The following is a 16,198-nucleotide window of genomic DNA, read 5'->3' as shown; positions in this document are numbered from 1 at the left end:
GTAGTCCCGGGGCCGGGAACGGCTCGGCCCCGGGACTACCGAACTACCGGACTGCGCACGACCATGGTCGTCCACCGGGGAGCGTGCGGTCCGGGCCGCTCCCGGAGGGGACCACAGGAAGGCTCAGCCCTCCTCGCGCAGGCCCCACGGGGCCCCGTAGTCGGCGAGCAGGTCGAGGAACGGGCGGGGCGGCAGCGCCTCCGGGCCGAGGACCCCGCTCGCCTTCCAGGCACCGACCGCGAGCAGCTCCAGGGCGATCACCGGGTTGAGCGCGGTCTGCCAGACCACGGCCTGGGAACCGTACTCGCGCATCGACCACTCGTTGTCGACCACGTGGTACAGGTACACCTCGCGCTCCGCGCCGTCCTTGGTCCCCTTGACCCAGGTACCCGCGCAGGTCTTGCCCTTCATGCGGTCGCCCAGGGTGGCCGGGTCGGGCAGACAGGCGGCGACCACGTCGCGCGGGGAGACCCGGACCGGTCCGTCGGCTCCCGGAACGGTGACCTTCGCCGTGGAGTCGAGCCCCAGCTCGTGCAGCGTCTTCAGCTTTGCGATGAAGTCGTCTCCGAGGCCGTACTTGAACGTCACCCGTCGGGCGTCGATCCAGCGGGGCATGAGGAGGACCTCCTCATGCTCGACGTTCACGCACTCGACCGGGCCGATGCCCTCGGGAAAGTCGAAGACCTCCGGTTCGCTGAACGGCGCCGTGGTGAACCAGCCGCGGTCCTTCTCGTAGACGACGGGCGGGTTCAGGCATTCCTCGATGGTGGTCCAGATGCTGAAGGACGGGGCGAAGTCATGGCCCTCGACGGTGAGGTTCGCACCGTCGCGGACCCCGAGCTCCTCGATCTCGTCGAAGAGCTCATCGGCGGCGTACCGCGCGAACACGTCGGACAGGCCCGGTTCCACGCCGATGCCCACCAGGGCCAGGCGGTCGGCGTCCTCCCATGCCCCGGCCAGGGCGAACTGCTCATCGCCGAGCTTCACTCCGCACTGCTCGTAGGGCGCGGCCGAGTGCGGCACGGAGAGCGACATCGCCATGTCCATGTAGTGCGTGCCCGCCGCGAGCGCGGCGTTGAACAGCGGCATCACGAACCGGGGGTCGGTTGCGTTGAGCAGCACGTCGCAGTTCTCCTCGCGAAGGAGCCGGCGCACCGCGGCCTCGTCCGAGGCGTCGAGGCGACGCGCGCTGAAGCGGCCGTCCGGATCGTCGAGCGCGGCCACGGCCGCCTGCGCGCGGGTCGGGTCGTAGTCGGCGACGACCATGTGGGTCAGGAAGTCACGGCGGGCCGCGATACGGGTGACGGCGGTTCCGACGCCGCCCGCACCCACCAGAAGTACACGCATGTCACACACGCTTTCGTCGAGACGGTCCGGGCAGGAACCCGGGGACGGCTCGATGCAACAGGATGCGGTTGGTTAAGGTCTACGGCGTTGGCATAAGAGCCGAGGAGCGGAGACGCGGTGCCGAAGAAGGTGGTTCCGGAGGCCGAGCGGCGCAGACGGCGGCCGACCCGACAGGGCACCGTGCTGTCGGAGCGCCTGATCGTGCAGACGGCCCTGCGGATGCTGCGCGAGCACGGCAGTGCCGGGCTGACCGCCCGCCGGCTCGGTGCCGCACTCGGCGCCGATCCGAGCACCTTGTACCGGTACTTCCAGGGCCTGGACGGACTGACCCGGGCGATCGGCGAGGAGCTGATGGGACGGGCCCTGGATCGTTGGACGCCCACCGGGAACTGGCGTTCCGACCTCCGCACCCTAGGCCTGGCCGTCCACGCCTCCTACCTCGCCCATCCGCAAGCCGCCCTGTTGACCGCCAGCCGCGTCACCGGCCGCCCCCGCGAGATCGAGGTGGACGAGACGATCCTGGGCATCCTGCGCGATGCGGGCTTCAGCGACGTGGACGCCGTCGGCGTGTACCACGCCTTCATCGACCTGACGCTCGCGTTCGCCGCTCTGGACGCGGGCGCGCTGGCCGTGAAGGACGAGGTCAGAGAAGCGGACGAGGAGATGTGGACCTCCACCTACGCACGGTTGCCGGCCGAGACCCATCCGCACATCGCAGCCGTCGCGGGGCTACTGGCGGACCGCATGAACGACAGTGCGTACCCGGTCGTCCTGGACACCCTGCTCCACAGGGCAGAAGCACGACTGGTCGCCGCACGCGATCGCGTCGACGGGAAGTGACGGCGCCCGCCGGCAGAACGGGGCGCCCTCGCCGTTGGTCGCCCGCGCCCCCGGTCGCCACTCGGCTCCGCCGGGGCTGACATCAGCTCCTGCCCCAGTCGGGGTGCAGTCGGATCTCGATGTCTTCGGAAGGGAGCTCGGGGACCGGGTCCGCCGTCACGCGGACGCTCAGCGGGCGCCCGCCGTCCGCCTCGACGAAGGACAGGGGCGGGCGGCCGTCCTGGAGGTACTTGTCCCCCCACTGGATCAGCGACAGGAACACCGGCAACAGGTCCTCCCCCGCCGCGGTCAGACGGTATTCGTCACGAGCCCGCTTGCCGGGCTCCCGGTAGGGCGCGCGGATCACCACTCCCGCGGACTCCAGCTGCTTGAGCGCGCGCGAGAGTGCCGGCGCGGAGGTCCCGATCCTCGCCACGAAGTCTTCGAACCTGGTCGTTCCGTAGAAGCACTCGCGCACCACCATGAAGACCGTGCGGGTGCTCAGCAGGTCGAGCACCCGCCCCGCCGAGCAGCCGTCACCGATCGACCAGGCGTCACGGTCACGGAGCCTCTCTTCGAACTTCATCGCCACCCGTCCATCGTAACTAATGCTTGCGTTACTCAGACTTGCCGTGCTTGCATCTGACTAATGAGAGCGTTAGTCAGATAAGGGCTCCGCCCCGGAGCCCCTGCACCGTCGCCCGCAAGCCGGACCCCACGAAGGAGCACCGAACCGCCATGCCACTGTGGACCATTCACCACACGCCGGGCGTCTTCTCCGACGAGGAGAAGCAACGACTCGCCTCGGCGATCACGGATCACTACGAGAAGGTCGGCCTGCCCAGGTTCTACGTGATCACGCTCTTCCACGAGACCCGGCCGGAGGACTTCCACGTCGGAGGTCTCCCCGCCCCGCTCGGGGTCCGCATCAGCATCGACCACATCGCCCGGCACAACCCCGACCAGGAGGCAAGGCGGCGCACGGCCCGCTGGATACGGCAGATGCTGCAGCCCCACCTCGAACGACACACCGCACTCCACTGGGAGTTCCACGTCGACGAGACCAGTGACGACCTCTGGATGATCAACGGGCTGGTACCTCCTCCGGGCGGCTCGACGGCGGAACGGCATTGGGCGGAAGAGAACAGGACGATCCACTACTGACCCCTCTCGGGGCCGCTTCCTCACGGTGCGGATCGCCCGAAGCGCGACCGACCAACAGAACACGCCTCGACTGCGCCGCTCCTCAGCAGCAGGCGCAGTCGAGGCGCGCGAAGGCCCCACGGCCCTTCGGCCCCGCCCCTCCGCCCGGCCTGCAGAACCCGGCCCGGCACAATGACCTTCGTGCACGGTCCCTTCGAATCCTTCAGGCCCCGCCGGATCCCGCTCGGCGAGCATCCGCTCCTGGACGCGGCCCTCGCCCTCCTCAACCGTGACCTCACGGCGACCTTGCCCGATCAAGAGCCCCTGCAGCTGATGGGGCTGCCCTCGGACCAAGGGGACGAGGCCGAGGCGGTCCACGTGGCCCTGGCCAACGGCCAATGGCACGGCGGCTCCCTGCTGCCGGACTCCAGCGACGGCCCGGCCCAGGCGCTGCGGGCCGTCACCGACGCCGCACAGGACACGATCACCGAGTGCCTCTGGCAAGCATGGCCGCTGTGCGACGAGCACGACCTCGGCATGCACCCGCGCGAGGTGGAGGGACGGCTCTCCTGGTGGTGCGCCGGCGACCGGCGGAACGGCCCCGCCCACATCCGTGCGGCCGTGGGCGAGCTCAGCGCCCCGGTCCGTCCGCGCCGCCCCCCTCGCAAGCGCCGACGCAAGGGGCAACCGCCGGACCGCGATCGACGACGTGGCCGCTGAGACCGACCTCGGGACGGCGTCTCGACGCCCCGATCATCGCTTGCTCCTCGGTTCGGCTGCGGGTTCCCATGACCGGCATGGCCACCCGAGCGCACCCGATGCGCCGCGCTCCGGGGAGCGCCCCCCGTCAATCGCGCCCCGTACGCTTCCCGGGCTGGCCGCACCCGCATCGCCCCCGAGGAGACCCGAACCGATGAACGCGCCGAAGGACACATCGGGTTCTCCGTCCACGGACGGGCAGGCGGACCGCTCGCCCGTCCGGGTGGGCGCCCTCGCCCCCTTGTCGCAGCCGGGCTGGGTCGAAGCGGGCCGTCACCTGCTCGCGGGGCTCGACCTGGCCGTCCAGGAGGCCAACAGCGCAGGTGGAATCGGCGGCCGGCCGCTGGAACTGATGGTCCGGGACACCGCGGCCGACCCCGAGCGGGCCTCGGCGGCCGTGGAGGAACTGACGGACCTGGGCGTCGCCGCCCTGGTGGGCGAGTACCACAGCGTCGTCGCACGTGCCGCTGCCACCCGGGCCGATGCCCTCGGCGTGCCGTTCCTCTGCTCGTCGGCCGTGCTCGACGCGCTCACCGAAGAAACGACGGAGTGGGTCGCGCGCGTGGCTCCGGTCCAGTCCCACGGCTGGCGCCTCTACGCGGACTTCCTCCTCGCCTCGGGTCGGAAGCGGATCGCCCTGGCAACCCAATCGAGCGCCTACTGGGCCTCCGGGACACGTGTCCTCCGGGACCGACTCGCCTCCCGCAGGGGAACCGTCGTGGAACTCGACGCCCATGCGCTCACCCCCGAAGCGCTCTGCGACGCCCTCGTCGCGCACGACGCGACGGCGCTGCTCCTGCTCGTGGGCCATCCGGAGCCGGCGGTGTCCCTCGTCAAGGCGGTACGGAGCGACGGTCGGCTGGCGGAAATCCTGATCGGCGCCCCTGCGGGGCAGCCCGAGTTCGCCGCATGGGCCGCCCTGCTGGGCGGGGCCGGCGCCGGAGTTCCGTTCCTTCGCTATCTGCCCGAGCGCTTCGGCCCGCTCGCCGAGCGCGTGGAGAAGGAACTCGGGGGCTGTCTCGGCGAAGCACCGTCCTTCGTCGCCTTCGAAGGCTGGGACACCATCACCGTTCTCGTCGAGGCCCTGCGTTCCCACGGTACGAACCGGGCGGCGATCGCTGCGTCATGGCCGCACCTACGGGTCGAGGGGACCCGCGGCCCGATCAACTTCTCCCGCACGCCGGAGACCGGTGTCCGGCAGTGGGCATGGGCACCCGTCCAGGTGGCCGATCGCGACCCTGCGGCACCCGAACGCTTCCGGGTCCTCCACACGGGCTGAGAACTCACGTGACCAGCGGGGCGCGTGCAAGCAGCCGGCAGCGGGGGCTGGCGGCGTCAGCGCACGGTGGCCGTGGCAGGCGTCCCCGCGGCAGCCGACGGACCGGCCCCGGGGGGGGCGGCGAAGAACGCTTCCAGGGGCCCGCCGCTGCGCCGGCGGGGCGGAAAAGCCCCTCGGGGATACCGTCGGCCCATGGTTGGTGATCGCCGAGGATGGCTCCCGTGTCTACTTGCCGGGGCCGTGTTCATCGTGGGCATGACCGGCACCACGTTGCCCACCCCCCTCTACCCGCTCTACCAGGAGGAGTTCGGCTTCTCCGAGCTGACGGTGACCGTCGTCTACGCCGTCTACGCCTTCGGCGTCATCGGGGTCCTGCTCCTCGCGGGCAACGCCTCGGACACCATCGGCAGACGGCCGACCCTGTACGGAGGCCTGGGGTTCGCGGCGGCGAGCGCCCTCTGTTTCCTGTTCGCCGACGGTCTCGCCTGGTTGTACGCGGGGCGGTTGCTGTCGGGCCTGTCGGCGGGTCTCTTCACCGGCGCCGCCACCGCGTACGTCATGGACCTCGCCCCACCCGGCGGAGGGGCTCGGGCCACGCTCGTGGCGACGGCCGCCAACATGGGTGGCCTGGGGTGCGGCCCCCTGCTCGCCGGAGTGCTCGCGGAGTACGCGCCCGAGCCGTTGCTGCTTCCGTTCGCCGTACACCTCGCCCTGGTCGCCGTGTCGGCCGTCCTCCTCCTGGGGCTGCCGGAAACGGTGCGCGAGCGGCAGCCGTGGGGCGCCGTGCGACCACAACGGCCGGCCCTGCCGATGCAGGTCCGGGCGGTGTTCGTGCCGGCGGCGATCGCATCGTTCGCGGGATTCGCCCTGTTCGGGGTGTTCACCTCCATCAGTCCGACCTTCCTCTCCCGTTCCCTACAGGTGGACAACCACGCGGTGAGCGGCCTCGTCGTCGCGCTCGCCTTCTTCGCCTCCATCGCAGGTCAGCTCGGAGTCAGCCGCTTCGGAGTGGCCCGGTCCCTACCGCTGGGCTGTGCGGTGCTCTTCGCCAGCCTCTCCTTCCTCGCCGGAGCGCTCGTCGCGTCGCTGTTGGTCCTGGTGGTACTGGCTGCGGTCATCGGCGGAGCAGGGCAGGGACTCTCCTTCCGCGCGGCCTTGTCTGCCGTCGCCACGGGTGCACCGGTCGAGCAACGTGCGGCCGTGATCTCGGCCCTGTTCGTGGTCGCGTACACGGGCATCTCGATCCCCGTCATCGGGGTCGGCGCACTGTCGGATCCGCTCGGTCTGGAGGAGGCCGGTCTGGTCTTCACCGGCTGCATGTTGCTCCTGGTCGCCTCGGCCGCCGCGTACCTGCTCGGGCGGCCGGTGCGGACGGGGCGGCGATGAGGGCCACCGTGAGGAACCGGGCGGCACGGAACCGCGCCCGTCCGGGTCCTGCCAGGCCTCCGTTCCAGCGCCGCGGACCGATCGCCATCCCCTTCTCGCCCCTCCTGGACCGGCCGCCGCGGCCCGTGCCGGGGCACCGGGCGACGGTGCACCCCGGTGGGCACACGGGACCTACCGGATGGAATCGCTCCGCATCGCGGGTGGGCGGGGCCCTTGCTCACGACCGTCTCCTCGAACATGATCGTCGAGTTCCCGTCCGCCCCCGGAAAGGCAATGGACCACTCATGCGAGTCAAAGCCCTCGACCACCTGGTACTCAACGTGACCGACGTGGACAAGGCCCTGGAGTTCTACACCGGTCTCCTGGGGCTCGCACCCGAACGGGTCGAGGAATGGCGGGCCGGCAAGGTGTCGTTCCCTTCCGTGCGCATAGACGGGAGCACCGTCATCGACCTCTTCTCCCGTCCGCGGGGCGAGTCCAACGTCGATCACATCTGTCTGGTCGTGGACCCGCTCGACTGGAAGGAGGTCATCGACTCCGGCAGCTTCGAGGTCCTCGAAGGCCCGGTGCCGCGCTGGGGCGCACGTGGCTCCGCCGAGTCGATCTACGTGAAGGACCCCGACGGCAATACGGTCGAACTGCGCTGGTACCCGCGGGACGTCGAGGCCGGTTCCGGCGCTCCGCACACGAACGGGTGACGCACCCGTTAACCTACCGGCGAGTAGGGACGGGTGGGGTGTCGCACGGGGCGAGGGGAGCGGGTCATGGGCCGACAGTGGAGCCTGGAGGAGAGCGCGGTCGTCGACGCACCGCCGGCGGTCGTCTACCGCCTGGTGTCAGACCTGCGGAACATGGGGCGGTGGAGCCCTGAGTGCCGGTCCGTGTGGGTGCTGCGACCTCCTCTCCGCGCCGGCAGCCGGTTCATCGGGTTCAACCGGCGCGGCCCGTTCGTCTGGCCCACCCTCGGCCGTGTGGCCCTGATGCGCACCAACAGCGAGTTCGTGTTCGACATCGGCGTCTTCGGGCTGCCGATCGCGCGCTGGGGCTACCGGTTCGAACCGGAGGGTTCGGGCACGCGGATCACCGAGTTCTGGCAGGACCTGCGGACCACCGGGCGCCGGGCCCGGGTCGCCGATCTACTCGGAACCGTCTTCGCGGGGACGAACCCCGCACGCCGGGTCGCCCTCAACCGGTCCGGAATGCGCACCACCCTGGAACGCATTGCACGGGCCGCGACCGGGACGACCTGAGTGCGTTCCGCACCGCGCCGTGGGATCGGACGGGGTGGTCCAGGGATGGTCCAGGGTCGGACGCCGCTCGGGCACCCGATCGCAGCGGACGGGGTGGCACGACGGACTGCCCGTCACGGGCGACCGGTGTGCCCCGGCCGTGCCGCCGATGGCATGATGATCGTCCGGTGGATTCCCTTCGGCAGCAGTCCGGTTGACCCCGCAGAGCCGCCCTCCTCCCCTCCACCGCCCTGACCGTGGTGTTCGTCGACGTCGAGGGAGAGCACGTGCAAGACAGGTCTCGGCAGAAAGCGACGCGTCTCCCCGTGGACCCCGACGACCGGGATCCGGTGCACCGCCCCGCCGCCTCCCTCCCCCTCGTGGGCCCCGGCCGCACGAAGGGACCCGCGCAGTGAGCCGGCGGGGCGAAGCGAAGGGGCCGCGGGACGCGTCCGCACCGCCGACGCTGCCGGCCTGGGCCATCTGGTGGAAGCGGCCGTTCCCCAACGCGAACACACTCCTCCTGGCCGGAAGGCAACCGGCCCTGGTCGACTCCGGGTTCGTCAGCCACGCCGCGGACACCGTGGACTGGGCCCGGGCGCATGCCGGACGCATCGACCTGGTCGTGAACACGCACTGGCACGCCGACCACGTCGGCGCGAACGCCCTCCTCCGGGCGGGCGGAGCCGCCGTGGCCGCCGGGGCTCCGGAGGCCGAGGCGATCTCACGCCGGGATCCGGGGTGCTGCGCGGCGGAGTACTTGGACCAACCCGTCGCGCCGTACGACGTGGACGTACCGCTCGACGACGGACGGCTCCTCCGCCTCGGCGACCAGGACTGGGAGGTCGTCCGCACCCCCGGTCACACGCCCGGCCACCTGGCCCTGTGGCATCCGGAAGAACGTCTGCTCCTGGTGGGTGACGCCCTGTCGGACCACGACGTCGGCTGGGTCAACCTCGCTGTCGACGGGCCCGGGGCGGCAAACACCGCACTCGCGTCCCTCCAGCGCATGGCCGACCTCGATCCGCGCGTGATCCTGCCCTCCCACGGCCCGATCCCCACGGACCCCGGGGCCGCCCTCGCCGCCGCCCTCCGCCGGGGCCGGAGACTCGTCGACGATCCCGACGGGGCCGTCTGGTACGGCGCCCGTCGGATCTTCGCCTTCGCCCTGATGATCCGTGACGGCATACCGGTGGACGAGGTCGAGCAGTACCTCCGTGCACGCGCATGGCTGACGGACGCCGCACGCTTGCTACGGCTCGCGCCCGAGGCCCTCGCCACCGAGTTGATCACCACCATGTTGGCCAGCGGCGGGATCGTGCAGCGTGACGGTCGGCTGCGCGCAGCGGCCGGCCACACCCCCGTGACGGCCGAGTCGCTGCACGTGCCCTACCCGCGTGCGTGGCCAGCGTCAGAACCGCGCTGACGTGCACGCGGTCGACACCGACGCCGGGCCCGCACGGGTCACCGGTCGTCACACACGGGGTCGTCGATCGCGCTCACGGTGTAGGGCGGCAGGCCCGGCGGCTCGTCGAGCTGACTGTTGACCACGTAGAGACGGCAGTCGTGCCTCGCAAGGGTGGTCGGCAGGTCGAAGGGGCCGTCGGTGAGGCGGTGGGTCACCGACCCGGTGCGCAGCTCCTCGTCGAGTCGGGCGATGTACACCCCATGAGGAGCACCGTAGTTGAGCACGGCGTACAGCGTCCGCCCGTGCAACACCATGCCGTCGGGGCCGAAGGATCCCTCCCCCAGGTCGAGTCGGCTCACCGCCCCATCGGTCGCGTCGATCCGCCAGACGGCCTCGGTGCCGTTCGACGCCACCAGGAGCGTGGTGCCCGCTTCATCGGCGACGATGCCGTTCAGGAGCCAGTACTGGGCGGGGAACTGCGGGAACGCGGCGCGGATGTCGAGCCAGGGTTCGAGGGGCCCGAGTTCGGAGCCCTTGATTTCGGCCCGATGGATGACGGGGTTGGCCCAGTCGGTCGCGTAGACCGCGTCCTTGGTCACGACCAGGTCGTTCAAGCGGGGCGGACCGAGCGGTCCGCTGTGTGCCGTGCGGAGGGCGAGGGGCCGTCCGTGGCCGTCGTGGACGGTCAGGGTCGCGCCGCCCACGGAGAAGACGCGCCCGCGCCGGTCGGTGTGCACACCGAGCGTGCTGGTGCGGTCCCCAAGGCCGCGCGCGGGGAAGGGCTCCAGCTCCGGCCCGTCGACGCGACCCCGGAACAGGCTGCCCCGCCCGTCCGAGGAGACGTACACAGTGCCGCCGGGAGTGATCGTGATCCCTTCGGGGAGCACTCCGGGCGCCCGGGAGACGACGTAGGTGTCGGGCAGGTCCCGTGCTGCCGCGGGACCGGGCGCACTCGCGAAGGCGGTGAGCAGGAGCGCGGCGGCGAGACGGACGGTTCGGGCGGTGGTGCGCTGCATCGGCGCGGCCTCCGTGGGGATCGGCGGGTGAGGGGGACGAACAGGAGCGTGCGGTGTCATCACGTCGGGCGCATTGCCTTTCATGCCAGGCTGAAAGGGTCCTCGCCCACCCCTGGGGAAACGGGCCCGTCCGGCCGATAATCGGCCGACATGATCCGCCTTCACTTCACGGCCGCCGACCTCCGCCGCATCACCCTCGCCCCAGCGGTCAACGCGCTGGCGGAAGCCGCCCTCAGCCTGCGTCTGGGCATGGACCTGGACCGTGGGCTCGGGGGTCGCGGCGCGGGTGTCGGGCTGCTGCACCGTCCACGGCCGGCCGCCCGCCAGTGGCACCGCTCCCTGCACGGAGGTCCCGGCCTCCGGGGCGGCGTGCTGGCCGAGTTGCTCGCCGAGGAGGGGTTCGTACCGGACTTCCTCCTCCAGCCGGCGGTGCACGACTTCGCCGGCGCACTGGACGCCGCGGCATCGACGCCCACCGACCGGCTCGCATGGGACCTCGGGGTTCCGGAGGTCTGTGGTTGGAACGGCGGTCTACACCGGCCGGGCCGATGGGCCCGCGAACTCGCCCAGGGTTCCCCCGCCGCGTCCCAAATCCTGCGCGAGGACGCCCGGCGCTACTTCGAAACGTCGGTGGAACCGCTCTGGCCCCGCATCCGCCGGGACGCGCTCACGGATCGCGCGCTGCGGTCCGAGATGCTGTTGCGGGGCGGCGTGGACGCCTTGCTGACCACCCTGGGGACGACGTGGAGGTGGCAGCCCCCGACACTGCACCTGCCCTCGGCATCGACGCACGACATTCCGCTGTGCGGGCGGGGTCTGCTGCTCGTCCCCTCGTGGTTCGCGACCGGTCCGATGGTGATGTACCGGTCCGAGGAGCCGACTGTCCTCGTCTACCCCCTGCATGACGACGGCAGCGCGGCCCCGGCAGACGGGGGCGATGACCGGCCGGATGCGCTCGCGGCACTGCTGGGCCGCACCAGAGCCCGGGTGCTCGCGCTCCTGCGCTCCCCCGCCACCACCACCGCCCTCGCCGACCGGGCCTCCATCTCCCTCGCGGCAGCCAGCCAGCACGCGGGCGTGTTGCGCAGCGCGGGCCTGGTCGAGACCGTCCGCACCGGCACGGCGGTGCTCCACAGCCTCACGCCCCTCGGCCACTCCCTGCTGGTCGGGCTCTGAGCGTTCCGGACGGGGCGACGGGGACGTCGAGTGGGCCGGATCCACGGCGAGGCCGGGAGCAACGCGCAGAGATCGTACGGTGGTTACGACCGACCCGCTGCGCCGTGGCTCTGGCTCCGCGCGGAAAGGTTCCGCCCCAGCGCCAGGACGCTCAGCCCGAACATCAGGACTCCGAGCGGAACATGGAGGGACGGCACCCGGGCGATGCCCAGCACGACCTGTATCGAGGCGAGGAGCAGGAAACCCGTCGAGTAGAGGATCTGACGGGGCGACCCGCCGCCGGGACGCCAGGCCAGGACGGCTGCCAGCGCGTACAGCATGGAGGCCGCGTACATCACCCGCGCACCCACGCCGTGCAGCGTCTCTCCGTAGGAGGAGGACAACAGGATTCCTGCCGTGACCGCTTGGCAGAGGAGGAAGAGGGTCTGCAAGGCGATCGCGACCTGGAGGAAGGTCCGGTTGCCGGCCCGAACTTCCGCGGTCCGTACGGTGATGGCCATGAGGTGCTCCTTCTTCTGCCTCGCGGCGGTGACTCAGTACTGTCTCTCCCGTCCGACGACGCAGCGCCGTGGAATGTGAGGCGGATGCCTGCGCAGCCGTTCGATGCGCTGTCCCGACCTTGTCGTCCCGTCGGGGAAACGGGAACGACGCCGGTCCGAGAAGCCCCGAAGAAGCACCGAGGAACCCGGAGAACGAGTGCCACCATGAACGCCCTCAGCGAGTTCGTGCACGGCCGGTCCGAGCCGGACCCGAGCGGGGTCGTCGGCGAACAGCGTCGACTGCTCAACCTCGGTTACCGGATGCTCGGTTCACTGGCCGAGGCGGAGGACGCCGTCCAAGAGACCTACGCCCGTTGGTACGCGATGACTCAGCAGCAGCGGGAGGCCGTCGCATCGCCCGGGGTCTGGCTGACCACGGTGGCCAGCCGTGTCTGCCTGGACCTGCTCGGCTCGGCGCGGGCACGACGTGAACGCTACGTGAACGCTACGTCGGGGCGTGGATACCGGAGCCGCTGCCCGACCGCACGGAATGGTCCAGCGTACGCGGCGCCGGCGATCGGTCCGATCCCGCCGATCGGGTCACCCTGGACGAGTCGGTGAGCATGGCGTTCCTCGTCGTGCTGGAGTCGATGACTCCCGCCGAGCGCGTGGTGTTCGTCCTGCACGACGTCTTCCGCTATTCCTTCGTCGAGATCGCCGAAATCGTCGGCCGGTCGTCCGCGGCCTGCCGACAGCTGGCGTCGTCGGCGCGGCGGCGCATCCGCGCCGAAGCGGCTCCCCCCGTGTCGGCGGTCGAACAGGCTTATCTGGTAAGGGTCTTCAAGGAGGCGTGGGAGGCGAAGGACATCAAGGGCCTCGTCGGCCTGCTGGATCCGGACGCCAGGATGACGGCCGACGGCGGAGGCCTGGTCGGAACCGTGCTGCGGCCCGTCGAAGGCAGTGGGCCCATCGCCCGGTACATCACCCACATCACCGACAAGGCCCCCGGGCTCAGGCTCCTGGAACGCTCGGTCAACGGCCTGCCCGGCCTGGTGGCCCAACACTCGGGCATCACGGTGACCGTGGCGGCGTTCCACCTCTCCGAGGGCCGCATCGAACGCATTCGGGCGGTTCGCAATCCGGAGAAGCTGCGCGCAGGGGAGGAAGACCGGCCGCTCTGAGGCCCTCCGGGTGGCGTCGCCCCGAACCGGACGCCCGCGCGGTGCCCTCGATGCGACGGGTGGAGAGCGACCGAACCCGATCGGGACGACGGCGATCGGCGGGCCGGTCTTCACCCGGAAGGGGCGCGCGGGTCACGTCCGGTGGGCGAGCTGCTCGCGGACCCAGGCGACATCGGGGTTGACGTGCGGCCGGCCCGCCACGACGACCGTCGGCACGGTTTCGTTGCCGTCGTTGGCCTTCCGCACCGCCGCCGCGCCGTCAGGATCCCGCCAGATGTTGACCCAGTGCAGCTGACGGGCATCACGCCCCAGCCGGATGCGCAGGCGCAGGCAGTACGTGCACCCGGGACGCCAGAAGACGATCGGCCGCCCATCCGCCTCGCTGCGACGCCGCGCCTCCAGGACGCCGGTCGACCTCGGGAAGACCAGCGGCGAGTTCAGCACCGCGAGCACCACGAAGACCAGCAGCATCACCACGGCTGCGGCTCGATCCCCCTTGAGGAACATTCCCGCGGCAACGAGAGCGCCGCACAGGGCGAACAGCACCGACGGGTTCCAGGCACGCATCATGGGGCAACAGGCTACCGGCGACTTCGGTCCGCGTGCGGGCCCGGTGCCCTTGCGGGCGTTCGCCAGGCCCTCGGGGACGAACCCATTCGATCCGCAGGGGTGTTCGGGTCGTGCGACCAGTGGGGCCGTCGCCACGCCGTTTCCGGGACGCCTGCCGTATGGGCGGCACCCGTTCCGGTGGAATGGCCGAACTCTTCGTAGACCAGATAGGTGCCTGAGGCATGTAGTGGAGGTGGCACCACCACCCTGACCGTCCACGAGCCCCAGCGAGGCCCCCGTGACGAAGGCCGAAGCCGTAGCAGAAGCCGCGACGCAAGCCGTGGCGTTCCCCCAGGACCGAACCTGCCCCTACCATCCACCCATCGCGTACCCGCGCCCCCGGGAAGAGAGCCCTCTGTCACGGGTCACCCTGTGGGACGGGCGCCGGGTCTGGCTCGTCACCGGACACGCAGTCGCCCGCGCCTTGCTCGCGGACCAGCGGTTGTCCACCGACTCCACCCGGATCGACTTCCCCCTGCCGACGGAACGGGCCGTGACCCTGCGCAGGCGACGGCGTGCGGCCCTGCTCGGCTGGGACGACCCCGAGCACCATGCCCAGCGCAGGCTGCTGATCCCCAGCTTCACCCTCAAGCGCGCCGAATCGCTGCGGCCCCGCATCCAGGAGACGGTGGACCGGCTCTTGGACGCGATGGAGGAGCAGGGGCCGCCGGCCGAGCTGGTGAGCGCGTTCGCGCTGCCGGTGCCCTCGATCGTCATCTGCGACCTGCTCGGCGTGCCGTACGAGGACCACGACTTCTTCGAAGAGCAGTCACGCCGACTGCTCCGCGGTCCGACGGGTGCGGACACGGAGGACGCCCTGGCACGACTGGAGGGCTACCTCGGCGACCTGATCGACCGCAAGCGGCTGAAACCCGACATCGGCGTCCTCGACGACCTGGTGGCACGGAGCGAGAACGGCGGCCCCGATCGGGCCGAACTGGTGCAGCTCGCCACGATCCTGCTGGTCGCAGGGCACGAGACGACCGCGAACATGATCTCGCTGGGTACGTTCACGCTCCTGCGGCATCCCGAGCGACTGGCCGAGCTACGCGCGGATCCCGGACTCGTTCCCGCCGCCGTGGAGGAACTTCTGCGGTTCCTGTCCATCGCGGACGGACTGCTCAGGGTCGCCCGCGAGGACGTGGACGTCGCGGGGACGGTCATCCGTGCCGGCGAGGGCGTGGTGTTCTCGACCTCCGTCATCAACCGGGACGCCTCCGCCTACAGCGATCCGGACCATCTCGACTGGGGGCGGTCCGCCCGCCACCACGTCGCCTTCGGTTTCGGCATCCACCAGTGCCTCGGGCAGAACCTGGCCCGCGCGGAGCTGGAGATCGCCCTCGGGACCCTCGTACGCCGGCTGCCCGGGTTGCGACTGGCCGTTCCCGCCGAGGAGATCCCCTTCAAACCGGGTGACACGATCCAGGGGATGCTCGAACTCCCCGTCACCTGGTGAGCCACCCGACAGGACGCCGGGCGAAAGGAACCCTTCACGTGCGCGTCTCGATCGACCAGAACGCCTGCATCGGTGCGGGGCAGTGCGCCCTGATCTCTCCGGACGTCTTCACCCAGGACGACGACGGTTTCGGCGGCGTCATTCCGGGACGGGAGACCACCACCACCCCCTTGGCCCGGGAAGCGGCACGCGCCTGTCCCGTACGAGCGGTCACCGTCCAGGACTTCGCCGACGAAGTACCGGGGTGAGGTTCTCCGGACGCACCGGACACCGTGCCCCGCGGGTCGACGCAGCAGGTGGCACCGACCCGCGGGGCGCGGGGAAAGCGCAGGGGAAGGTGCAGGGGAGGCCCCGTCACCTCGGTCGTGGTCACGGCGTCCGGCACGACAACGACGACCTGGACAGGTTTCCGCACGACCAGTACCGTCCCCTCCACCTATTCATTTATTTGACTAATTGCGGGGATGAACATGAAGGCGTTCCGTCAGGCCGTCGAGGCGAATGACCACGAGGCGATCGAGGCGCTGCTCGCCCACGAGGTCGTCTTCACCAGCCCGGTGGCCTTCACGCCCTACACCGGCAAGGCCATCACGGCCGCCATCCTGCGGGGTGTGTCCCGCGTCTTCACCGACTTCCGCTACGTACGGGAGATCACGAGCGAGGACGGGCGCGACCACGCACTCGTCTTCGAGGCGCGGGTCGGCGACCGCGCCATCAACGGCTGCGACTTCCTCCACCTCGACGAGCAGGGCCTCATCGACGACTTCGCCGTCATGGTCCGCCCCCTCTCCGCAGCCCGGGCGCTGGCCGAGGCCATGGGATCCCAGTTCGACCGCATCGCGGCCGAGGCCTCCGGCGCCGTCGAGACGGCGGACTCCACACACCCCGAACCCTCATGAGCAGTTCCGCCC

At 70.9% G+C, this 16,198-nt stretch carries 17 protein-coding genes and 1 pseudogene; 13 read left to right on the top strand and 5 right to left on the bottom strand.

What is annotated here, in order from left to right; translation table 11 throughout:
* Nucleotides 1–123: 123 nt before the first annotated feature.
* Nucleotides 124–1,347: a saccharopine dehydrogenase C-terminal domain-containing protein gene (locus ACFW2Y_RS27985; RefSeq protein ID WP_384884748.1), complete on the bottom strand. Its 1,224-nt coding sequence runs from the start codon at nucleotides 1,345–1,347 to the stop codon at nucleotides 124–126.
* Nucleotides 1,348–1,464: 117 nt separating this feature from the next.
* Between ACFW2Y_RS27985 and ACFW2Y_RS27980 the strand changes: the two genes are divergently transcribed.
* Complete coding sequence (locus tag ACFW2Y_RS27980) at nucleotides 1,465–2,187, top strand: TetR/AcrR family transcriptional regulator C-terminal domain-containing protein (RefSeq protein WP_384884746.1); 723 nt, start codon at nucleotides 1,465–1,467, stop codon at nucleotides 2,185–2,187.
* 82 nt (nucleotides 2,188–2,269) lie between these two features.
* On the opposite strand, the gene ACFW2Y_RS27975 is transcribed toward ACFW2Y_RS27980, so the two are convergent.
* Nucleotides 2,270–2,752, bottom strand: a complete 483-nt coding sequence (locus tag ACFW2Y_RS27975) for a winged helix-turn-helix transcriptional regulator (protein WP_384884749.1) — start codon at nucleotides 2,750–2,752, stop codon at nucleotides 2,270–2,272.
* A 152-nt stretch (nucleotides 2,753–2,904) separates the two neighbouring features.
* Between ACFW2Y_RS27975 and ACFW2Y_RS27970 the strand changes: the two genes are divergently transcribed.
* The 7 genes from ACFW2Y_RS27970 (at nucleotide 2,905) to ACFW2Y_RS27940 (ending at nucleotide 9,388) form a co-directional block, all read left to right on the top strand.
* On the top strand, nucleotides 2,905–3,330 hold the full coding sequence (locus ACFW2Y_RS27970) for a tautomerase family protein (RefSeq protein ID WP_384884744.1): 426 nt from the start codon (nucleotides 2,905–2,907) through the stop codon (nucleotides 3,328–3,330).
* Between the two features lie 180 nt (nucleotides 3,331–3,510).
* The gene (locus ACFW2Y_RS27965) at nucleotides 3,511–4,029 is read left to right on the top strand and encodes a hypothetical protein (RefSeq protein WP_384884742.1); all 519 of its coding nucleotides are present in this window, start codon (nucleotides 3,511–3,513) and stop codon (nucleotides 4,027–4,029) included.
* A 193-nt stretch (nucleotides 4,030–4,222) separates the two neighbouring features.
* Nucleotides 4,223–5,347, top strand: coding sequence for an ABC transporter substrate-binding protein (locus ACFW2Y_RS27960; RefSeq protein ID WP_384884741.1), 1,125 nt, complete (start codon nucleotides 4,223–4,225; stop codon nucleotides 5,345–5,347).
* Between the two features lie 192 nt (nucleotides 5,348–5,539).
* Complete coding sequence (locus tag ACFW2Y_RS27955; RefSeq protein WP_384884739.1) at nucleotides 5,540–6,733, top strand: MFS transporter; 1,194 nt, start codon at nucleotides 5,540–5,542, stop codon at nucleotides 6,731–6,733.
* Nucleotides 6,734–7,017: 284 nt separating this feature from the next.
* On the top strand, nucleotides 7,018–7,431 hold the full coding sequence (locus tag ACFW2Y_RS27950; RefSeq protein ID WP_384884737.1) for a VOC family protein: 414 nt from the start codon (nucleotides 7,018–7,020) through the stop codon (nucleotides 7,429–7,431).
* A gap of 66 nt (nucleotides 7,432–7,497) precedes the next feature.
* Nucleotides 7,498–7,983: an SRPBCC family protein gene (locus ACFW2Y_RS27945; RefSeq protein ID WP_384884735.1), complete on the top strand. Its 486-nt coding sequence runs from the start codon at nucleotides 7,498–7,500 to the stop codon at nucleotides 7,981–7,983.
* A 391-nt stretch (nucleotides 7,984–8,374) separates the two neighbouring features.
* Nucleotides 8,375–9,388, top strand: coding sequence for an MBL fold metallo-hydrolase (locus ACFW2Y_RS27940; protein ID WP_384884733.1), 1,014 nt, complete (start codon nucleotides 8,375–8,377; stop codon nucleotides 9,386–9,388).
* Nucleotides 9,389–9,426: 38 nt separating this feature from the next.
* Here the strand turns inward: ACFW2Y_RS27940 and ACFW2Y_RS27935 are convergent, their stop codons facing one another.
* On the bottom strand, nucleotides 9,427–10,386 hold the full coding sequence (locus ACFW2Y_RS27935) for a hypothetical protein (protein ID WP_384884731.1): 960 nt from the start codon (nucleotides 10,384–10,386) through the stop codon (nucleotides 9,427–9,429).
* A 150-nt stretch (nucleotides 10,387–10,536) separates the two neighbouring features.
* Here ACFW2Y_RS27935 and ACFW2Y_RS27930 point away from each other — a divergent pair, with 150 nt between their 5' ends.
* Nucleotides 10,537–11,562, top strand: coding sequence for an ArsR/SmtB family transcription factor (locus ACFW2Y_RS27930; RefSeq protein WP_384884729.1), 1,026 nt, complete (start codon nucleotides 10,537–10,539; stop codon nucleotides 11,560–11,562).
* 83 nt (nucleotides 11,563–11,645) lie between these two features.
* On the opposite strand, the gene ACFW2Y_RS27925 is transcribed toward ACFW2Y_RS27930, so the two are convergent.
* On the bottom strand, nucleotides 11,646–12,062 hold the full coding sequence (locus ACFW2Y_RS27925; protein WP_384884727.1) for a hypothetical protein: 417 nt from the start codon (nucleotides 12,060–12,062) through the stop codon (nucleotides 11,646–11,648).
* Between the two features lie 204 nt (nucleotides 12,063–12,266).
* Between ACFW2Y_RS27925 and sigJ the strand changes: the two are divergent.
* Nucleotides 12,267–13,222 (top strand): annotated as a pseudogene (gene sigJ, locus ACFW2Y_RS27920) (RNA polymerase sigma factor SigJ).
* 132 nt (nucleotides 13,223–13,354) lie between these two features.
* Here sigJ and ACFW2Y_RS27915 read toward each other — a convergent pair.
* Nucleotides 13,355–13,792, bottom strand: coding sequence for a glutaredoxin domain-containing protein (locus tag ACFW2Y_RS27915; RefSeq protein ID WP_384884725.1), 438 nt, complete (start codon nucleotides 13,790–13,792; stop codon nucleotides 13,355–13,357).
* A 277-nt stretch (nucleotides 13,793–14,069) separates the two neighbouring features.
* On the opposite strand from ACFW2Y_RS27915, the gene ACFW2Y_RS27910 reads away from it, so the two are divergent.
* From ACFW2Y_RS27910 to ACFW2Y_RS27900, 3 genes are all read left to right on the top strand, one after another.
* Entirely contained in the window at nucleotides 14,070–15,287 is a 1,218-nt protein-coding gene (locus tag ACFW2Y_RS27910) for a cytochrome P450 (RefSeq protein ID WP_384884723.1), read from the top strand.
* A 38-nt stretch (nucleotides 15,288–15,325) separates the two neighbouring features.
* Nucleotides 15,326–15,535: a ferredoxin gene (locus tag ACFW2Y_RS27905; RefSeq protein WP_384884721.1), complete on the top strand. Its 210-nt coding sequence runs from the start codon at nucleotides 15,326–15,328 to the stop codon at nucleotides 15,533–15,535.
* 222 nt (nucleotides 15,536–15,757) lie between these two features.
* Complete coding sequence (locus ACFW2Y_RS27900) at nucleotides 15,758–16,186, top strand: nuclear transport factor 2 family protein (protein WP_384884719.1); 429 nt, start codon at nucleotides 15,758–15,760, stop codon at nucleotides 16,184–16,186.
* Nucleotides 16,187–16,198 lie beyond the last annotated feature (12 nt).

The organism is Streptomyces sp. NPDC058877, from assembly GCF_042742855.1.
GTDB lineage: Bacteria > Actinomycetota > Actinomycetes > Streptomycetales > Streptomycetaceae > Streptomyces.
Note: the sequence above shows the minus strand (reverse complement) of the source record. Positions and strands in the feature narration are given on the sequence as shown.